At 66.2% G+C, this 17,734-nt stretch carries 20 protein-coding genes and 1 pseudogene; 16 read left to right on the top strand and 5 right to left on the bottom strand.

All coding sequences use genetic code 11. The annotated features are described in order from the left end of the window. Positions 1-77: 77 nt before the first annotated feature. Positions 78-1,548: pseudogene (locus V6R86_RS05025) on the bottom strand (acyl-CoA carboxylase subunit beta). Between the two features lie 243 nt (positions 1,549-1,791). Here V6R86_RS05025 and glf point away from each other — a divergent pair. Beyond that, positions 1,792-4,167, top strand: a complete 2,376-nt coding sequence (glf, locus tag V6R86_RS05020; RefSeq protein ID WP_338502673.1) for a UDP-galactopyranose mutase — start codon at positions 1,792-1,794, stop codon at positions 4,165-4,167. 111 nt (positions 4,168-4,278) lie between these two features. Beyond that, positions 4,279-5,307 carry a glycoside hydrolase family 43 protein gene (locus V6R86_RS05015; protein WP_338502672.1) on the top strand — a complete coding sequence of 343 codons (1,029 nt, stop codon included), beginning with the start codon at positions 4,279-4,281 and terminating at the stop codon, positions 5,305-5,307. Here the strand turns inward: V6R86_RS05015 and V6R86_RS05010 are convergent. Further along, on the bottom strand, positions 5,304-6,461 hold the full coding sequence (locus V6R86_RS05010) for a hypothetical protein (protein ID WP_338502671.1): 1,158 nt from the start codon (positions 6,459-6,461) through the stop codon (positions 5,304-5,306). The genes V6R86_RS05015 and V6R86_RS05010 overlap by 4 nt on opposite strands. Positions 6,462-6,572: 111 nt before the next feature. Between V6R86_RS05010 and V6R86_RS05005 the strand changes: the two genes are divergently transcribed. Continuing rightward, positions 6,573-7,340, top strand: coding sequence for a histidine phosphatase family protein (locus V6R86_RS05005; protein WP_338502670.1), 768 nt, complete (start codon positions 6,573-6,575; stop codon positions 7,338-7,340). Further along, entirely contained in the window at positions 7,337-8,230 is an 894-nt protein-coding gene (locus V6R86_RS05000) for an NAD(P)H-hydrate dehydratase (RefSeq protein ID WP_338502669.1), read from the top strand. Before V6R86_RS05005 ends, V6R86_RS05000 begins: the two co-directional genes overlap by 4 nt. Here V6R86_RS05000 and pyk read toward each other — a convergent pair. Continuing rightward, positions 8,215-9,669, bottom strand: coding sequence for a pyruvate kinase (gene pyk, locus V6R86_RS04995; RefSeq protein ID WP_425335978.1), 1,455 nt, complete (start codon positions 9,667-9,669; stop codon positions 8,215-8,217). The genes V6R86_RS05000 and pyk overlap by 16 nt on opposite strands. Before the next feature lie 142 nt (positions 9,670-9,811). On the opposite strand from pyk, the gene V6R86_RS04990 reads away from it, so the two are divergent. The 10 genes from V6R86_RS04990 to V6R86_RS04945 all read left to right on the top strand — a co-directional run bounded on the left by V6R86_RS04990 (position 9,812) and on the right by V6R86_RS04945 (position 15,816). Continuing rightward, positions 9,812-10,054 (top strand): DUF2312 domain-containing protein, encoded by a 243-nt coding sequence (locus V6R86_RS04990; RefSeq protein ID WP_338502667.1) that lies wholly within the window; start codon positions 9,812-9,814, stop codon positions 10,052-10,054. A 31-nt stretch (positions 10,055-10,085) separates the two neighbouring features. After that, positions 10,086-10,403 (top strand): YbjQ family protein, encoded by a 318-nt coding sequence (locus tag V6R86_RS04985; RefSeq protein WP_338502666.1) that lies wholly within the window; start codon positions 10,086-10,088, stop codon positions 10,401-10,403. A gap of 5 nt (positions 10,404-10,408) precedes the next feature. Further along, positions 10,409-10,918: a DUF1003 domain-containing protein gene (locus V6R86_RS04980; RefSeq protein WP_338502665.1), complete on the top strand. Its 510-nt coding sequence runs from the start codon at positions 10,409-10,411 to the stop codon at positions 10,916-10,918. Positions 10,919-10,951: 33 nt separating this feature from the next. Then, positions 10,952-11,695: a YebC/PmpR family DNA-binding transcriptional regulator gene (locus tag V6R86_RS04975; protein ID WP_338502663.1), complete on the top strand. Its 744-nt coding sequence runs from the start codon at positions 10,952-10,954 to the stop codon at positions 11,693-11,695. A 1-nt stretch (position 11,696) separates the two neighbouring features. Continuing rightward, positions 11,697-12,047, top strand: coding sequence for a DUF3147 family protein (locus tag V6R86_RS04970; protein WP_338502661.1), 351 nt, complete (start codon positions 11,697-11,699; stop codon positions 12,045-12,047). Next, positions 12,044-12,532, top strand: a complete 489-nt coding sequence (gene ruvC / locus V6R86_RS04965) for a crossover junction endodeoxyribonuclease RuvC (RefSeq protein WP_338502659.1) — start codon at positions 12,044-12,046, stop codon at positions 12,530-12,532. The genes V6R86_RS04970 and ruvC overlap by 4 nt, the downstream gene beginning before the upstream one ends. A gap of 85 nt (positions 12,533-12,617) precedes the next feature. After that, complete coding sequence (ruvA, locus tag V6R86_RS04960) at positions 12,618-13,211, top strand: Holliday junction branch migration protein RuvA (RefSeq protein ID WP_338502658.1); 594 nt, start codon at positions 12,618-12,620, stop codon at positions 13,209-13,211. 52 nt (positions 13,212-13,263) lie between these two features. Continuing rightward, positions 13,264-13,671: a DUF1622 domain-containing protein gene (locus V6R86_RS04955; RefSeq protein ID WP_338502657.1), complete on the top strand. Its 408-nt coding sequence runs from the start codon at positions 13,264-13,266 to the stop codon at positions 13,669-13,671. Continuing rightward, a complete protein-coding gene (gene ruvB, locus V6R86_RS04950) occupies positions 13,668-14,690 on the top strand; it encodes a Holliday junction branch migration DNA helicase RuvB (protein ID WP_338502656.1) in 1,023 nt (340 codons plus the stop codon). Before V6R86_RS04955 ends, ruvB begins: the two co-directional genes overlap by 4 nt. A gap of 13 nt (positions 14,691-14,703) precedes the next feature. Beyond that, positions 14,704-15,816: a DUF3089 domain-containing protein gene (locus V6R86_RS04945; protein WP_338502655.1), complete on the top strand. Its 1,113-nt coding sequence runs from the start codon at positions 14,704-14,706 to the stop codon at positions 15,814-15,816. Here V6R86_RS04945 and V6R86_RS04940 read toward each other — a convergent pair. Beyond that, positions 15,813-16,019: a helix-turn-helix transcriptional regulator gene (locus V6R86_RS04940; protein WP_338502654.1), complete on the bottom strand. Its 207-nt coding sequence runs from the start codon at positions 16,017-16,019 to the stop codon at positions 15,813-15,815. The two genes, V6R86_RS04945 and V6R86_RS04940, sit on opposite strands and share 4 nt — an antisense overlap. Next, complete coding sequence (locus V6R86_RS04935) at positions 16,012-16,470, bottom strand: hypothetical protein (protein ID WP_338502653.1); 459 nt, start codon at positions 16,468-16,470, stop codon at positions 16,012-16,014. Before V6R86_RS04935 ends, V6R86_RS04940 begins: the two co-directional genes overlap by 8 nt. 102 nt (positions 16,471-16,572) lie before the next feature. Between V6R86_RS04935 and V6R86_RS04930 the strand changes: the two genes are divergently transcribed. Both V6R86_RS04930 and tolQ read left to right on the top strand, forming a co-directional pair. Beyond that, a complete protein-coding gene (locus V6R86_RS04930) occupies positions 16,573-17,034 on the top strand; it encodes a YbgC/FadM family acyl-CoA thioesterase (protein ID WP_338502651.1) in 462 nt (153 codons plus the stop codon). After that, positions 17,034-17,714 carry a protein TolQ gene (gene tolQ, locus V6R86_RS04925; RefSeq protein WP_338502649.1) on the top strand — a complete coding sequence of 227 codons (681 nt, stop codon included), beginning with the start codon at positions 17,034-17,036 and terminating at the stop codon, positions 17,712-17,714. The genes V6R86_RS04930 and tolQ overlap by 1 nt, the downstream gene beginning before the upstream one ends. Positions 17,715-17,734 lie beyond the last annotated feature (20 nt).

Below are 17,734 nucleotides of genomic sequence, written 5' to 3'. Positions count from 1 at the left end.
AGTGCTGACAAAACACCAAATAGAAGCGGCCAGGAAGACCGCCGACAACGCAAAGAGACACGCGAGAACGGTGTGCATCAAAGTGGGATGTTGTCGTGCTTCTTCCATGGGTTCTCGAGTTGCTTGTCCCGCAGCTTGCGAAGCCCGAGCGCGACCTTCCGGCGCGTTTCCTGCGGCTGGATGACGTCGTCGATGAATCCCATGCTCGCCGCCACGAAGGGGTTGGCGAAGCGCTCTTCATATTCGCGGGTCTTTTCGGCGATCTTTTCGGCGTCGCCGCGGTCTTGGCGGAAGATGATCTCGACCGCGCCCTTGGCTCCCATCACCGCGATCTCGGCGGTCGGCCAGGCGTAGTTGAGGTCCCCGCGCAAATGCTTGGACGCCATGACGTCATAGGCGCCGCCATAGGCCTTGCGGGTGATGACGGTGATCTTGGGGACGGTCGCTTCGGCGTAGGCGAACAGCAGCTTCGCACCATGCTTGATGATACCGTTATGCTCCTGCCCGACGCCGGGGAGGAAGCCCGGCACGTCGACCAGGGTCAAGATCGGGATGTCGAAGGCATCACAGAAGCGGACGAAGCGCGCGGCCTTCTTCGATGAATTGATGTCGAGCACCCCGGCCAGCACCATCGGCTGATTGGCGACCACGCCGACGGTGCGGCCTTCGATCCGGCAGAAACCAATGATGATGTTGGCGGCGTGGGCGGGCTGAAGTTCGAAGAAATCGCCCTCGTCGGCGACCTTCCGGATCAGCTCGTGCATGTCGTAGGGCTGGTTGGCGCTCGGGAACCGAAACCCGGTTCGACAGCGGCAGGAAGTCGAAGAATTCGCGCGCCGCCAGCAGCGCGTCGATGTCGTTTTCGAGCGCAAGGTCGGCGACCGACGACTTGGTGGTGTGGGTGACCGCGCCGCCCAATTCTTCCTGCGTCACCACCTCGTTGGTGACGGTCTTCACCACTTCCGGGCCGGTGACGAACATGTAGGAGCTGTCCTTCACCATGAAGATGAAGTCGGTCATCGCCGGCGAATAAACCGCGCCGCCCGCGCACGGGCCCATGATCAGGCTGAGCTGCGGCACGACGCCCGAGGCGAGGACGTTGCGCTGGAACACCTCGGCATAGCCGGCGAGGCTGGCGACGCCTTCCTGGATTCGCGCGCCGCCCGAATCGTTGAGGCCGATCACCGGCGCGCCAACCTTCATCGCCGCGTCCATGATCTTGCAGATCTTCTGCGCGTGGCGCTCCGACAGCGAGCCGCCAAACACGGTGAAATCCTGCGCAAAGACATAGACCAGGCGGCCGTTGATGGTGCCCGAACCGGTGACCACGCCGTCGCCGGGGATGCGCTGCTCGGCCATGCCGAATTCGGTCGCATTATGCTCGACGAAGGCATCGACTTCCTCGAAACTGCCCTCGTCGAGAAGGACGTCGAGGCGTTCGCGGGCGGTCAGGCGCCCCTTGGCGTGCTGGGCATCGATGCGCTTCTGCCCGCCCCCCATGCTGGCGGCGGTCCGGCGGCGGTCGAGTTCGGCGATGGTGCTGCTCATGGGATGAGGCTCTTCGGACCAAGAAAGCGCCTCGTCAACGTGGTGAGGATTTCGCCTTAACCTTTGTTAGCCGCCCGGAACAAAGGATCGGGACGGTCGGTTCTATCGATTGGTGCAGTGCGGCAAATCCGTTTTGCGGTGCAGCATTATCGGCCCGAGGTTTCCGCCCGTCGCGGCGGAACACGACTCGGTCCACTTTTGTTCTGTGGAATACCACCATCTCTCTCAAGGGGTTATCTTCGCATGTTCGACAAAGTCGGCGTCTCCAGCTCTGGCTCTTCCAAGCTTCCGGCTTCGCCGAACAATCGAACCACCCTTCTTTGCTTCTCGCACCTCCGGTGGGATTTCGTGTTCCAGCGGCCGCAGCATTTGATGAGCCGCTTTGCCAAGACGATGCCGGTAACCGTCTGGGAAGAACCGCTGCCCGCGCCGGCCGGCGATGCTCCCTCGCTCGACATTCGCCCGGCCAAGGGCATGGACAATGTGACGCTGATCACCCCGCGTGTTCCTGAAGGGCTCGACGTCGATGCCGAGCGCACCGTGCTCAAGGGCCTGCTGGACCAATATGTGTCGGGCACCGAGGGCCGCCTGATCCGCTGGTATTACACCCCGATGATGTTGCCCTTCTCGCGGCATCTCGATGCGGTGGCGACCGTCTATGATTGCATGGACGAGCTGTCGGCCTTTCGCTTCGCCCCGGCCGAGCTGCTCGATCTTGAGCGCGAGCTGCTGGACGCCGCGGACATCGTCTTCACCGGCGGCTATTCGCTCTACGAAGCGAAGAAGAAGCGGCACGGCAACGTCCACCCCTTCCCCTCGTCGGTCGATCGCGCCCACTTCGGCGCCGCTCGCGCCGGGATCGCCGATCCCGCCGACCAGGCCGGCATCGGTCGCCCGCGCTTCGGCTTCTACGGCGTGATCGACGAACGGCTCGACATCGAGCTGCTCGACAAGGTCGCCGAACTTCGCCCCGACTGGCAGCTCATCATGGTCGGTCCGGTGGTGAAGATCAGCGAAGACGATTTGCCGCGCCGCCACAACATCCATTACCTTGGCGGCAAGAGCTACGACGAGCTGCCGAGCTATCTCGGCAACTGGGACGTGGCGATGATGCCGTTCGCCATCAACGAAGCGACCCGCTTCATCTCGCCGACCAAGACGCCCGAGTATCTGGCCGCCGGCAAGCCCGTGATCTCGACCCCGATCAAGGACGTGAAGCGGCACTACGAGAAATTGTCGGGCGTAATGATCGCCGGCACCGCCGAGCAATTCGTCGAAGCGGGCGACCGCGCGCTCGACCTTGCCCGCGGCGAAGGCGGCGACTGGCTGGCCGAGGTCGATCTCGCGCTGTCCGACATGAGCTGGGACACGACTCAGGCCCGTATGGCGGCGCTGCTCGCCGACGTGACCGAGCAGGGTCAGAAGATCGAGCGCCCGGCGTTCGGCCAGGGCCACCTGACGCACACGCGCAATCGCAAATATGATTACCTGATCGTGGGCTGCGGCTTCGCCGGTTCGGTCTTGGCCGAGCGGCTGGCGAGCCAGCACGGTGCTCGCGTGCTGATGATCGACAAGCGCCCGCACGTCGCGGGCAACGCCTATGACGAATATGACAAGAACGGCATTCTGTATCACAAGTACGGGCCGCATATCTTTCATGCCAACAGCGACGAGATCGTCAGCTACCTGTCGCAATTCACCAAGTGGCGCCCGTACGAGCATCGCGTGCTCGCCCACGTGCGCGACAAACTGGTGCCGATCCCCATCAACCGCACCACGCTGAACGAACTGTTCGATGCCGGGCTCAAGACCGACGAGGACGCCGCGGCCTTCCTGGCGGCGCGGGCCGAGCCGGTGGAGCATATCAAGACCAGCGAGGACGTGGTCGTCAACGCCGTCGGGCGCGAGCTCTACGAGCTGTTCTTCCAGGGCTATACCCGCAAGCAATGGGGCCTCGACCCCAGCGAGCTCGACAAACTGGTGACGGCGCGGATCCCAACCCGGACCGACACCGACGACCGCTATTTCACCGACACGCACCAGATCATGCCGCTCGAAGGCTATACAAGGATGTTCGAGCGGATGCTCGACCACCCGCTGATCGACCGGCAGCTCGGCACCGATTTCCGCGATGTCCGCAACGACATCGATGCGGCGCACATCATCTACACCGGGCCGATCGACGAATATTTCGACTGGCGGTTCGGCAAGCTGCCCTATCGCTCGTTGCGCTTCGTCCATTCGACGATCGACAAGGAGTGGTTCCAGGAAGTCGGAACGGTCAATTATCCGTCCGCCGACATCCCCTACACCCGGATCAGCGAATACAAGCATCTGACCGGACAGCAGCATCCGCGGACTTCGATCACGCTTGAATATCCGAGCGCCGAGGGCGACCCTTATTACCCGATCCCGCGGCCGGAAAATCAGCTGCTCTTCAAGAAGTATGAAGCGTTGGCCGACGCGACGCCGGGCGTGACCTTCGTCGGACGGCTGGCGACCTATCGTTACTACAACATGGACCAGATCGTTGGGCAGGCGCTGGCGACCTTCCGCCGGATGGACGAATCGCGCAGCCGCAACGGCGCGAGCAGCCGCGAATTGCGGCTCGCGATCTAAGCGGTTCGGGAACGACGCTTCGAGGCTTCCGGCACGCCGCCGGAAGCCTCGTTTCGTTTAAAAGGGGGGCCCGCGCTTTCGCTGGGCCGAATTCGGCCTACATGACAGGTCATGCCCGACCTGCCGCGCGCCCGCGCCGTCATTGATCCGGCGGCCGACGACGCGCCGCCCCGCACCTATTGCAACCCGATCCTCGATCGGGATTTCCCCGATCCCGCCGCGCTGCTGGCCGACGACGGCTATTATTATGCTTATGCGACGCAAAGCCGTGATGAGCATGGCTGGATCAACATCCAGGTCGCGCGCTCGGCCGACCTCGTCGCTTGGGAGCATCTCGGCGATGCGCTTCCGGTGAAACCCGACTGGGCGGCGCACACCCAGGATTTCTGGGCGCCGTCGGTGGTTCGCGACCAGAATCGCTTTGTGATGTTCTATTCGGCCAAGCCCGACACGCACGTCGGCGAGCCGGGCCACAGCTTGGGCATCGCCATTGCCGATCGTCCGGGAGGACCTTTCATCGACATCGGCCGGCCGTTCCTCAATGGCGAAGGGTTCGAAGTGATCGACCCCATGGTCCTGCGCGATCCCGCAAGCGGCCGTGCTTATCTCTACTGGGGTTCGGGCTTCCAGCCGATCAAGGTGCAGGAACTGAGCGAGGACCTGCTGTCCTTCGCGCCAGGCACGAAGCCGACCGACATCGTCTGGCCTAATCCGGTCGAAGGCGCCTTTCCTCGGCTGGTCGAGGCGGCATGGGTGAGCGCGCACGAAGGTGCTTATTATCTGTTCTATTCGGGCGACAATTGCTGCGGGCCGCAGGCGGAATATGGGGTGATGGTCGCGCGGGCGACGAACCCGCTCGGGCCGTTCGAGACGCTCGAACAGGCGCGCGGGGTCGAGCACAGCCTGATGCTGACCCGCAATGACAAGTGGCTGGCGCCCGGGCACAATGGCATCGTCACCGATTCCGAGGGCATTCACTGGATGCTCTATCACGCGGTCGACATCGAACGTCCGCGCCAGCGGCAGGAGGATGAGATCAACAGCCGGCGGGTGCTGCTGATCGATCGGATCGAGTGGGAAGACGGTTGGCCGGTGACGCGCACGCCGTCGACCGGGGAAGAGACCGCGCCCGCGGTCTAGACGGCTTCGAGAACGCGTTCGGGCTTGCGCGTCGCCCACGCCGCGAATCGTTCCTGTTGCTCGCGCAGTTCGGCCAGCAAGCGCGCGTCGACCTGGCGCCGGCCGTCGGCCATCACGGTGGAGAGCAGCCCCGCCTCGGCATGGCGGCTGTTGTCCCACCCGGGATAAGCGGTGATCGGGAACCAGCAGATCCCCTGCAAGTCGGCGCCGCGCTCCATCGCCTCGCGCGCTTCGGCGCAGACATGGTGCAGCCACGCCGCCCGGCCGCTGCCCTCGGCCCCCGTTTCGGCGAGGAACAACGGCTTATCATAGCGCTCGGACACTTCGATCAGCATATCGGCGAGCGAACGATATTCGTGGTGCCCCATCGGAATGGTCGGCCCGTCGAGGTACCATTGGTTGTGCGGGTAATAATTGAGCCCGATGAGGTCGGCGAAGGACGGATCGCCGCCAAGCTCGGGCCGGGCGCGGCCGGTCAGCCAGTCATAGGCTTCGAACTGGCCCTGCCGTTCGCGCTCGGCGGCTTCGATCGACTTGCGGCGATGATCGCGCGGGGCGACGTGAACGAGGGGCTCGGCCCAGACCAGCAGCGCGTCGGGATAGTCCGCACGGATGGCCGCGGCGGCGGCGATGGCGGTGCGCGCCAATTGCTCCTTGAACCAGCCCTTCCGTTCAGCCCCGGCCGGGCGGGGAAAGTAATTCACTTCGACCGCCCAGGCCATGAAGCTCATCTCGTTGACCAGGCACAGCATGGGGCGTCCGCCAACCACCTGCTGATGATGCTCGACTGCCGCCAAGGCAAAGTCGGCGAAGCGCCGCGGGAAATCTTCCCCGCCCTGGTCGACATGATCGGGGGAGCCGTAGTGGAACAGGTCCCAAATCACTTCCATCCCGATGTCGGCGCCAGCTTCCAGCGCGGGGGTCCAGCTCGACCAATCGTAGCGGCCGGGGGACTTCTCGATCAGGTGCCAGCGGACCCCGTCGCGGATGGTGCGGAGGCCAAGGTCGCGCAATTGGCGATAATCGCTCGCGACGTGCCGGTCGTGCCCCGTGGCGCGCAGCAGGTCGAGACGCACCCCGTCGCGGCGGCGGTGCGACGAGCATTCGAACCCGCCCTGGAAGAAGCTGGCAAAAATCGTTTCGGGGCCGTGCATAACGACCCTTCAACACATGAGGACGGGATTCGAGCCACGGACGGCGGGCCGCGCCGGTTGAACCTTCGCGCTCCCTCGTGCTTTGACGGCGGGAGAAGAGGGAGGATCCGCTTGCCGCCGACCAGCCACTGGCCTCAGCGCCTTTATCTCGTCCGTCACGGCCAGAGCCAGGGCAATGTCGCGCGCGATCGGTCGGAAGCCGAAGGGCTGGCGACCATCGGCATCGACATTCGCGACGTGGATGTGCCGCTGTCGGACCTGGGGCACCAGCAGGCCGATGCAGCCGGACGCTGGTTCGCCGCGCTGCCCGAGCACGAGAAGCCCGAAGTCATCCTGTCCTCGCCCTACCTCCGCGCACGCCAGACCGCCCGCGCGATCTGCGAAGCGGGCGGCCTCGCCGGTGGTCGCGCCCGGACCGTCATCGACGAGCGCCTGCGCGAGCGCGAATTCGGGGTGTTCGACGGCCTCACCGCGCTCGGCATCCGCCAGAACTATCCCGAGGAAGCCGCCCACCGCGCCCGGCTCGGCAAATTCTATCATCGCCCGCCCGGCGGCGAGAGCTGGGCCGACGTCATTCTGCGCCTGCGCTCGGCGATGAACTCGATCAACCTCCACTACAATGGCCGGCGGGTGCTGATAGTCTGCCATCAGGTCGTGGTGCTGTGCATGCGCTATGTGCTGGAAGAGCTGGAGGAAGCCGACATCCTCGCCATCGACAAGGCGGCGGATATCCTGAACTGCGGCATCTGCGCGTTCGATTTCGAGGTGCAGGAACTCGATTGCGCACCGAGGCTAGCCTTGTGGAATCACGCCGCGCCGCTTGAGGAACAGGGCGCCCCCGTCACCGCGGCGCCCGACCAGATGGTGGGAAGCCGGTGAAAGCCGCGGTCGAACTTAGCCTCGACACGTTGACGCGGCATCCGCTGCCGCCGATCGCCGGGGGCGACAAGGATGCGCGCGGCTCGATCCTGATCATCGCCGGAAGCCGCGAGGTGGCCGGCGCGGCGCTGCTGACGGCACTCGGCGCGATGCGCGCGGGGGCTGGCCGGTTGCAGATCGTGACGGTGGACAGCGCCGCGGCGGGCCTGTCCATTTCCATGCCCGAAGCCATGGTCACCGGTCTTGCCGAAGGCCGCGACGGCGGGTTCGCGCCCTCGACCGTCAAGACGCTGGCCGATCGGGCCGCCGCTGCCGACGTGGTGGTCGCCGGGCCCGGCATGCGCGGCAATCGCTCGACCGAGAAACTGGCCGCCGCCCTGGTCCACCGCGACAAGCCGCTGGTGCTCGACGCCGCCCTCCTCCACGCGCTTCCCGCCCGGCGCGACGAAGTCAATGCGTCGGGCTGCCCGACCATCCTCCTGCCCCACGCCGGGGAGATGGCGAGCCTCTTGGGCTGTGAGGAGGACGAGGTCGAGGCCGACCCCGCCGCCGCCGGTCACCGCTGCGCCACCTGCTACGACACCATCACGCTGGTGAAGGGCGTCAGCAGTCACATCGTGACGCCCGATGGACAGGTGTTTCGCTATGAAGGCGGCGGGCCGGGGCTTGGGGTGTCGGGCTCGGGCGCCACCCTGGCGGGGATCGTCGGTGGTCTGCTGGCACGCGGCGCCGATCCGCTCACCGCTTTGCTGTGGGGCGTGTGGTGTCACGGCGAAGCCGGGCGCCGGCTGGCCGAGCGGATCGGTACCCTGGGCTTCCTTGCGCGCGAGATACCGGACGAGCTGCCCGGCATTTTGCGCGACGGCGGAATGCTTCAGCTCACTCCGTAATCGTCGAGTTCGTCGCCGACCACGCGCACCACGTGCAGCACGTTGGTCGAACCCGCCGTGCCGAACGGCACGCCGGCCATGATGATGACGCGTTGCCCGCCCGCCGCAAGCTTGTGGCGCAAGACCATCCGCTTGGCCTTGCCGACCATTTCCTCGAAGCTCGCGACATCGCGGGTGTGGACGGCGTGGACCCCCCAGACGAGGCCCATGCGCCGCGCGACCTGACGGCTGGCGGTCATCACCAGCAGCGGCACCGGACCACGCTCGCGCGCGATGCGGCGGGCGATCGAGCCGGTCGAGGTATAGCAGACCATCGCCGCGACCTTGACGGTGTTGGCGATATTGCCCGCGCTTTCGGCCAGCGCGTCGGCGGTGTTGGGCTCGGCCGGAGTGGCGGTGAAGTGAACGCGCTCGGCATATTTGGGATCGGCTTCGACCGAGCGGCCGATCCGATCCATCATGTGCACCGCCTCGGTCGGGAACTGCCCGGCGGCGCTTTCGGCCGAGAGCATGATCGCATCGGCGCCGTCGTAGATCGCATTGGCGACGTCGCTGACCTCGGCCCGGGTCGGGGTCGGCGAGGTGATCATGCTTTCCAGCATCTGGGTCGCGACCACCACCGGCTTGCCGAGCTCGCGGGCGCGGGCGACGATCATCTTTTGGAGCGGCGGCACCGCTTCGGCCGGAAGCTCGACGCCGAGATCGCCGCGCGCGACCATCACCGCGTCGGCGAGCGCCAGAATGCCCTCGATCCGCTCGATCGCCGCCGGCTTCTCGATCTTGACCAAAAGCGCGGCCTTGTCGCCGATCAGCGCGCGGGCTTCCTCAACGTCCTCGGGCCGCTGGACGAAGCTCAGGGCGATGTAATCGGCCCCCTGCGCCAGCGCGAACTGAAGGTCGTCGCGATCCTTTTCGGTCAGCGCCGGGATCGGCACCAGCACGTCGGGGACGTTGACGCCCTTGTTGTTGCTGACCTTGCCGCCGACTTCGACGATGGTTTCGATCCGGGTCGCGGTGACCGCCGCCACGCGCAGGCGGATCTTGCCGTCGTCGATCAGCAGCTGGTCGCCTTCGCGCACCGCTTCGAACAATTCCGGGTGCGGCAGCTCGACCCGCTCGGCGGAGCCGGGGGTGTCGTCGGCATCAAGAATGAAGCGGGCGCCGGTATCAAGCTGCGCCGAACCGTCGGCGAATTGCCCGACCCGGAGCTTGGGCCCCTGAAGATCGAACAGGATGCAGCTCGGCCGCTTATGCTCGACCTCGAGCGCGCGGATGGTCTCGACCAGCTTTGCCTTGGAGGCCTGGTCGCCATGGCTCATGTTGATGCGGAACGCGTCGGCCCCGCATGCCATCAGCTTGGCGATCATCTCCCGGCTGCTCGAACTGGGCCCGAGGGTGGCGAGAATCCTGACCTTGCGCTCGCGCGGTCCAACCGACATCGCCACCTGTACTCCTGCTGTTGAATTGCGTGCTGTTGCTATCGCGCCATAGCGGGGACCGCAGCTTGTTCAACCGCTTGGCGGGCTTCGATCACTGCCTTAAGGGCCCCCGCGCATACCTATTCACCGGGGAGAGGGAATCATGGCCGACGATAATGTCGCCGCCGATCAGCTGCGGCTTTTGATCGAACGCATCGAGCGTCTGGAAGAAGAAAAGAAGGGCGTCGCCGACGACATCAAGGATGTCTACGGAGAGGCCAAGGCGACCGGCTTCGACACCAAGACGATGCGTCAGGTCGTGCGGCTGCGGAAAATGGAAAAGCACGCCCGCGACGAAGCGGACGCCTTGCTCGAAACCTATCGCAATGCGCTGGGTCTGCACTAAGGTCGGCTTCTAAACAGGGGGAAACCGAAGTATGATCATCACCACCACCTCGTCGCTCGATGGACGGCCGGTCCGCGATTATCTCGGGCTGGTCGGCGGTGAGGTCATCGTCGGCGCCAACGTCATCAAGGACGTGTTCGCCTCGGTCACCGATTTCCTCGGCGGCCGGTCGGGCGCGTACGAATCCTCGATCCAGGAAGCCCGCGCCCAGGCGATGGCCGAAATGGAAGCCTCCGCGCGCCGCCTCGGCGCCGACGCGATATTGGCGGTCGATTTCGACTATGAAGTGATCGGCAAATCGGGCTCGATGCTGATGGTATGCGCCTGCGGCACGGCGGTGAAGCTTTAAGCGAGATGGCCGACCGGGTTCCCTCGGTCGCCGAGCTCGCCAGCGAGCTGCTCGATCGCATCGGCGAGGAATGCAGCCCGGCCGAACGCGACGTGCTGCAAAGCCTGGCTTCGGGTCAGCATAGCCATGTCCACACCGGGCTCGGCGCACCGACCACCGGCGAGCGGCTGGCCGACAAGGTCGCGCGGGTCGGCGGCAGCTGGGCGTTCATCATCAGCTTCACGCTGATCCTGCTCGCGTGGATGCTGCTCAACACCGATGTGCTCAAGCATTGGGGGCTGGTATTCGACCCCTACCCCTTCATCTTCCTCAATCTGATGCTTTCGACCCTCGCGGCGATCCAGGCGCCGATCATCATGATGAGCCAGAACCGCCAGAGCCAGAAGGACCGGCAGGACGCGGCGGTCGATTTCGAAACCAACATCCGCGCCGAGCTCGCGATCGCGCAGCTTCACCGCAAGGTCGACCTGCTGCTCGACCGGGCGGACGTTGAGCCGGACGGGCGGCGCGGCTAAGGCGCCGGCAACCACCTATTCAACAGGACCCCCATGGCCGGCCATTCCAAATTCAAAAATATCATGCACCGCAAGGGCGCGCAGGACAAAAAGCGCTCGGGCATGTTTTCCAAATTGAGCCGCGAAATCACCGTTGCGGCCAAGATGGGTCTGCCCGATCCCGACATGAATCCGCGCCTGCGTGCAGCGGTCAATGCCGCCAAGGCGCAGTCGATGCCCAAGGACAATATCCAGCGCGCGATCGACAAGGCGTCCAAGGGCGACGCGGAGAATTATGAGGAAGTCCGCTACGAGGGCTATGGCCCCAACGGCGTCGCGATTATCGTCGAGGCGCTGACCGACAACCGCAATCGCACCGCCACCAACGTCCGCACCGCGTTCAGCAAGAATGGCGGCAATCTCGGCGCCAGCGGCAGCGTGGCCCACGGGTTCGAGCGTCTCGGCCTGATCGAATATCCGGCGGGCGCCGGCGATGAAGACAAGGTGATGGAAGCCGCAATTGAGGCCGGCGCCGACGACGTCCAGAGCGACGAGGACGGCCACCAGATCTGGACCCAGCAGGACGGCATGCACGATGTTGCCAAGGCGCTCGAAGCGGCGCTGGGCGAAGCGAGCGCGGTCAAACTGGCGTGGAAGCCGACGCTGACCACCGAGGTGTCGGGCGACGCGGTCGCAAGCCTGATGAAGCTGGTCGACGCGCTGGAAGACGACGACGACGTCCAGACCGTGTGGGGCAATTACGACATTTCGGACGACGAGCTGGCGAAGCTCGGCTGAGATGCTGTGGCTGGCGATCAAGGCGGCCGTGTCGGGAGTCCTGATCGCGGCCATTTCGCTGGTCGCCAAGCGTTACCCCGGCTTCGGCGCGCTGATCGCGTCGCTGCCGTTGGTGTCGGTGCTGGGGATGCTGTGGCTGTGGAACGAGCGGCCTGACACCGCCAACATGGCCGCGCATGCCGAAGCGACCTTCTGGTTCGTGCTGCCGTCCCTGCCGATGTTTGTGCTGATCCCGGCCCTGCTGCGAAACGGGGTCGGTTTTCACCTGTCGCTCGCCGCCGGATGCCTGCTGACCTTCGTTCTCTACTTACTGATGATCGGGATCGGTCCGCGCTTCGGCCTGCGGTTGTGATCATCCTGGGTCTCGACCCCTCGCTGTCGTCCTGCGGGTGGGGGATCGTGCGGGCCGAGGGCAATCGCCTGGCGCATGTCGCCAACGGGCAGATCAAGACCAGGGCAAGCCTGCCGCTCGCTACGCGACTGGCCGAGCTTGCCCTCGCGCTGGAGGCCATCGTCGCAGAGCATCGACCCGCCGCCGCAGCAGCCGAGGAAGTGTTCGTCAACAAGAACCCGGCCTCGACCCTCAAGCTTGCGCAAGCGCGCGGCGTGGCGCTGATGTGCGCGGCGCGGGGCGGGCTCGAGGTCGGGGAATACGCCCCTTCGGTGGTCAAGAAAGCCGTGGTCGGCACCGGCGGGGCGTCCAAGGATCAGGTCCACGCCATGGTCGCGATGTTGCTGCCGGGCACGACGATCGCCGGCGAGGATGCGGCGGATGCGCTGGCGGTGGCGATCACCCACGCCCATCATCTGGCGAGCCGAAGAAAAGGTATTCGATAACTTCGTCATTGCGAGCCGAAGGCGAAGCAATCCATCGCCGCGCAACTGGATTGCTTCGCTTCGCTCGCAATGACAGAGGTAGGCCATGATCGCCCGCCTTGCCGGCACCCTTGCCGAACTTTCCGCCGACAGCGCCGTGATCGACGTGCGCGGGGTCGGTTATCTCGTGCTGGCGAGCGGCCGGACCCTGTCGGCGCTGCCGCCAGTCGGCGGCGACGTCATCCTGCTGACCGAGCTTCAGGTGCGTGAAGACAGCATGACCCTGTTCGCGTTCGGCGCGGCGGCCGAGCGCGAAGCGTTCCGGCAGCTGACGAGCGTGCAGGGCGTCGGCGGCAAGGTTGCGCTGGCGATCCTCACCATCCTCTCGCCCGACGAACTGGCCCGCGCGGTGTCGGCCGGCGACAAGGCGATGATCGCGCGCGCGAGCGGCGTCGGCCCCAAGCTCGCCCAGCGCATCGCGCTCGAATTGCAGGGCAAGCTCGGCCTCGCCCCGGCGCTTGGGCCCGGCACCCCGGCCGCCGCCAATCCGGCGACCAACGACGCGCTGTCGGCGCTTGCCAACCTCGGCTTCAAGCCGGCCGAAGCGGCCAAGGCGGTCGCCGCGGCGGCCGAAGAACTGGGGCCCGACGCGTCGCTCGATGCTTTGGTCCGAAGCGCCCTCAAGAAAGCCGCCCGCTAGCAACGCGCCTCCTCGCAGAACCCGCGGCGCGCACACATTGGAGTATCGAGGCATGTTCGAAAGCTGGCTGATCGATCTGGTTCGTATCACCACCCGGGTGGTCGAGATCGCGGGCGTGGCGATCATCGTCCTCGGTGCCTTCGCCACCCTGTTCCTGTTTCTCGTCCGCCTGGCGAAAGGGGAGAACCGCGACCAGGCGACCACCGATTTCCGCTCCAGCCTCGGCCGCGCCATCCTTCTCGGGCTCGAATTCCTGGTTGCCGCCGACATCATCAACACCGTGGCGATCGAGCCGACGCTCAACAGCCTCGCCATCCTCGCCGGCATCGTCGCCATCCGAACCTTTTTGAGCTTCAGCCTCGAAGCGGAGATCGATGGACGCTGGCCGTGGCAGCGCGCGGCGAGTGAACGGCAGCCCGCTCGACAGGCGCGCCGCGAGGCCGCTACCAGCAGCGAGTGACCGACCCCGACCGCATCACCACGCCCGAGCGCACCGCCGAGGACGTCGACGCCGCGCTTCGCCCCAAGCGGCTCGACGAATTCGTCGGCCAGCAGGCAGCGCGCGAAAACCTGCGCGTGTTCATCGCCGCCGCCAAGGCGCGGGGCGAGGCGCTCGACCATGTGCTGTTCTTCGGGCCGCCGGGGCTGGGCAAGACCACGCTGGCGCAGATCGTCGCGCGCGAGATGGGCGTGGGTTTCCGCGCCACCTCCGGGCCGGTGATCGCCAAGTCGGGCGATCTTGCCGCGCTGCTGACCAATCTCGAGGACGGCGACGTCCTGTTCATCGACGAAATCCACCGCCTCAATCCCGCGGTCGAGGAAGTGCTCTATCCGGCGATGGAGGACCGCGCGCTCGACCTCGTGATCGGCGAAGGACCCTCGGCGCGCTCGGTCCGGATCGACCTGCCGCGCTTTACCCTGGTCGGAGCGACCACCCGGCAGGGACTGCTGACGACGCCGCTGCGCGATCGCTTCGGAATTCCGGTGCGTTTGAATTTCTACACCGTGCCCGAGCTCGAGCGGGTGGTCCGCCGCGCCGCCAGCCTGCTTGGTGCGCCGGTGACCGAGGACGGCGCGCACGAGATTGCGCGGCGCAGCCGGGGCACGCCGCGCATCGCCGGGCGCCTGCTGCGCCGGGTCCGCGATTTCGCCCATGCCGCGGGGGCCGACAGCATCGACATGGCCGCCGCCGACCGCGCGCTCAGCCGCCTGGAGATCGACAGCCTCGGCCTCGACGCGATGGATCGCCGCTACCTCCACATGATTGCCGACCTCTATGGCGGCGGTCCGGTCGGGGTGGAAACGCTCGCCGCCGGTCTCAGCGAACCGCGCGACACCATCGAGGACGTGATCGAGCCTTATCTCATTCAGCTCGGCCTCATCGCCCGCACCGCACGCGGGCGCTGCCTCAACGGCAAGGCCTGGACTCACCTTGGCCTGACCCCGCCGGCGGGCACTGCCAACGGCCTCTTCGACTAGGGACTAACCGCGTATGTCGCTTCTCCTTGCCCTCGCCGCCCAGGCCGCCGCCGCCCAGCCCGCACCCGCCGCGCCCGATTATCGCAAGGACGCGACCTGGCTGTGCCTGCCGGGCCGCGCCGACACCTGCTCCGCCCCGCTTCCGACGACCGCGCTGACCAGAGCGGGCTACGGCTCGAACGGACAGGTCCGTCCGGCCACCGGTGCGAAGATCGACTGCTTCTACGTCTACCCCACCGTCAGCCAGGATCGCGGGCTCAACAGCGATCTCGTCGCCAATGAGGAAAAGGGCGCCGCTGCATCGCAGTTCGCGCGCTTTTCCAGCGTTTGCAGGCCCTTCGCGCCCGTCTACCGTCAGATGACCAGCGCAGCGATCGGCGCCGCCGCACTCGGCCGCGACATCCGGCCCAATTTCGACATCGCTTACGGCGACATCCGCAGCGCTTTTCGCGATTTTCTCGCCACGCGGTCCAAGGGGCGGCCGTTCGTACTGGTCGGCCACAGCCAGGGCAGCTGGCTTCTCCAGCGGCTGATCGCCGAGGAAATCGAGGGCAAGCCGGTCGCGGGGCAGATGGCCCTGGCGATCATTCCCGGGTTCAACGTGCTGGTTCCGGCCGGCAAGACCGTCGGCGGCACCTTCAAGTCGACCCCGCTCTGCACCCGGACGGGGCAGCGCGGCTGCGTGGTGACTTATGTCTCCTATCGCACCAACAATCCGCCGCCGCCGGGGGCGTTGTTCGGTTACGCACCCGCTCCAGGGATGACGGTCGCCTGCACCAATCCCGCCGCCCTCGGCAGCCGCGGCTGGACCAACCTCGACAGCTATTGGCCGACCCGCAGCAACTTGCCGGTGCCGGGCGGACCGATCCGCTGGTCGACCGCAGGCGCGCCGCCAACGCCGTTCGTGCGCACCGAAGGCCTGGCGTCGGGCCGCTGCGTGCAGGACGGGCAGCGCGGCTATCTGGAGATCCGCACCAACGTGACGCCCGGCGCCAAGTGGACCGACCGCATCGGCGGCGAAGTCGGGATCGGCGGACTGTTCATTCCCGGTTGGGGCATGCACCTTGCCGATGTGCCGGTGGCGCAGGGCGACCTGCTGCGGCTGGTCGAAGCGGTCAGCCGCTAGGGCTCGACCCAGAACAGCTCCTCGACCCGCCGGTCGAGGGCGGCGGCAAGCTTCAGCGCGAGCAGGGTCGAGGGGACGAAAACGCCGTTTTCGACCGTGTTGATCGTCTTGCGACTGACCCCGCAGCGTTCGGCGAGCTCGGCCTGGGTAAGGCCGAGTTCGCTTCGCCGTTCCTTGAGGCGGTTGCCGAGCGCCTCAGGCATCGGCCTCGTCACCCGCGTCACTCCGCTCGAGCATGCCGAACCGGAGCAAGGCGAGACCGAGGCTGAGCGAGACGATCAGGTGGATCGCCCCGCGGGCCGAGATGGGGGCGACCGCGCTCGCGAGATAGATGAAGATTGCGATCCCGATGGCACCGATGAAGCCTGCCCTGATTCCCTCCATCCGGTTGGCCGCGGTGCGCTCGTCGTCGAGCAGCGCGCGCACCGCCGCGGGCTGAAACCAGCCGCCGCGGGTGAGCAGCATCGCGAGCAAGGCCGCCGACAGGAGCACCCAGGCGCCGATCATGAGATAATCGACCGGGCGGGTTCCATCGACCGCCGAGAAATAGATCGCCTGCTGCGAGAAATAGAGGGCAGCCATCGCCGGGAGCATCTGCGTGCGCCGGCGGCTCAGCGCCTCGGCGCGTTCGTGATCGGTCTTGCCCTGAGTCATCGTCATCCACCCTTGTAACCTGTAGGTGACATGTAACCTTCGGGTTACTTCGGTGTCAAGCGGGGTTCACGCCTGAGTCCCGGACGGCTAGAGCCCGCTGCGATGACCTCATCCTTCGACCAGCCCTATCGCGGCGGCTTTGTCGGGCCGGAGCACCATTTCGCGCTGACGGTCTATTTCGAGGACACCGACACCGCGGGCATCGTCTATTACGCCAATTATCTGAAGTTTATGGAGCGCGCCCGCTCCGACATGCTGCGCGCCGCCGAAATCGACCAGCGCGGCACGCTGGAGGCCGGCACCGGCGTCTATGCGGTGGCCGAGGCGAACGTCCGGTATCTTCGTCCGGCCAAGCTTGGCGACGACCTTCAGATCGTGTCCACCGTCGAAGAGGTGCGCGCCGCATCCGTCCGGATTCAGCAACGAGTCATCCGTGATGGCGAGACTTTGGCCGAAGGGCGGATTACCGCCGCTTTCCTGACGCTCGACGGTCGCCCCACCCGGCAGCCGCGAGCCTGGGTCGAGCGGTTCGAAACGATCCGCGCCGCAACAAAGGAGACGTGATGACGGCCCCCGCCGCCGATTTGATGAGCCCGCTTGCCCTGTTCCTTCACGCCGACATCGTGGTGAAGGCGGTGATGATCGGGCTGTTGCTCGCCAGCGTGTGGACCTGGGGGATCATCATCACGCACGCCCGCCGCCTGAAGCAGATCAACCGTGAAACCGGAGTCTGGGAACGCGACTTCTGGGCAGCCAAGGACATCGACGCTTACCACGACGCCCGCGGCAAGGACGACGTGCCGAGCGCGCGGATCGTCACCGCCGGATTGAAGGAATGGCGTCATTCGGTGGGGCTTGCGACCAGCGACCGCAGCGGCGCGCGGGAGCGGCTGACCACCGTCATGTCGGCCGAGGTCGAGGGCGAGCTCGATCGCTTGTCCGACCGCCTCAACATCCTTGCCACCGTGGCCAGCTCGGCACCCTTCATCGGCCTGTTCGGGACCGTGTGGGGGATCATGCGCAGCTTTACCGCGATCGCGGGCGCCAACAACACATCCCTCGCGGTCGTCGCGCCGGGGATTGCCGAGGCGTTGTTCGCGACCGCCATCGGCTTGTTCGCCGCCATCCCAGCGCTGATCGCTTATAACCGGCTGACCCACGGCCTCGACCGGCTGGAAGCGCGCTTGAATCGCTTTGCCGATCGTTTCCACGCCACGCTCAGCCGCGAGCTGGAGCGCGGCTAGTGGGCGGGTCGGTCGGGAGC

This window comes from Sphingomonas kaistensis, assembly GCF_036884275.1.
Taxonomy (GTDB): domain Bacteria; phylum Pseudomonadota; class Alphaproteobacteria; order Sphingomonadales; family Sphingomonadaceae; genus Sphingomicrobium; species Sphingomicrobium kaistense_A.
This window is presented reverse-complemented; position numbering and strand designations above follow the sequence as displayed.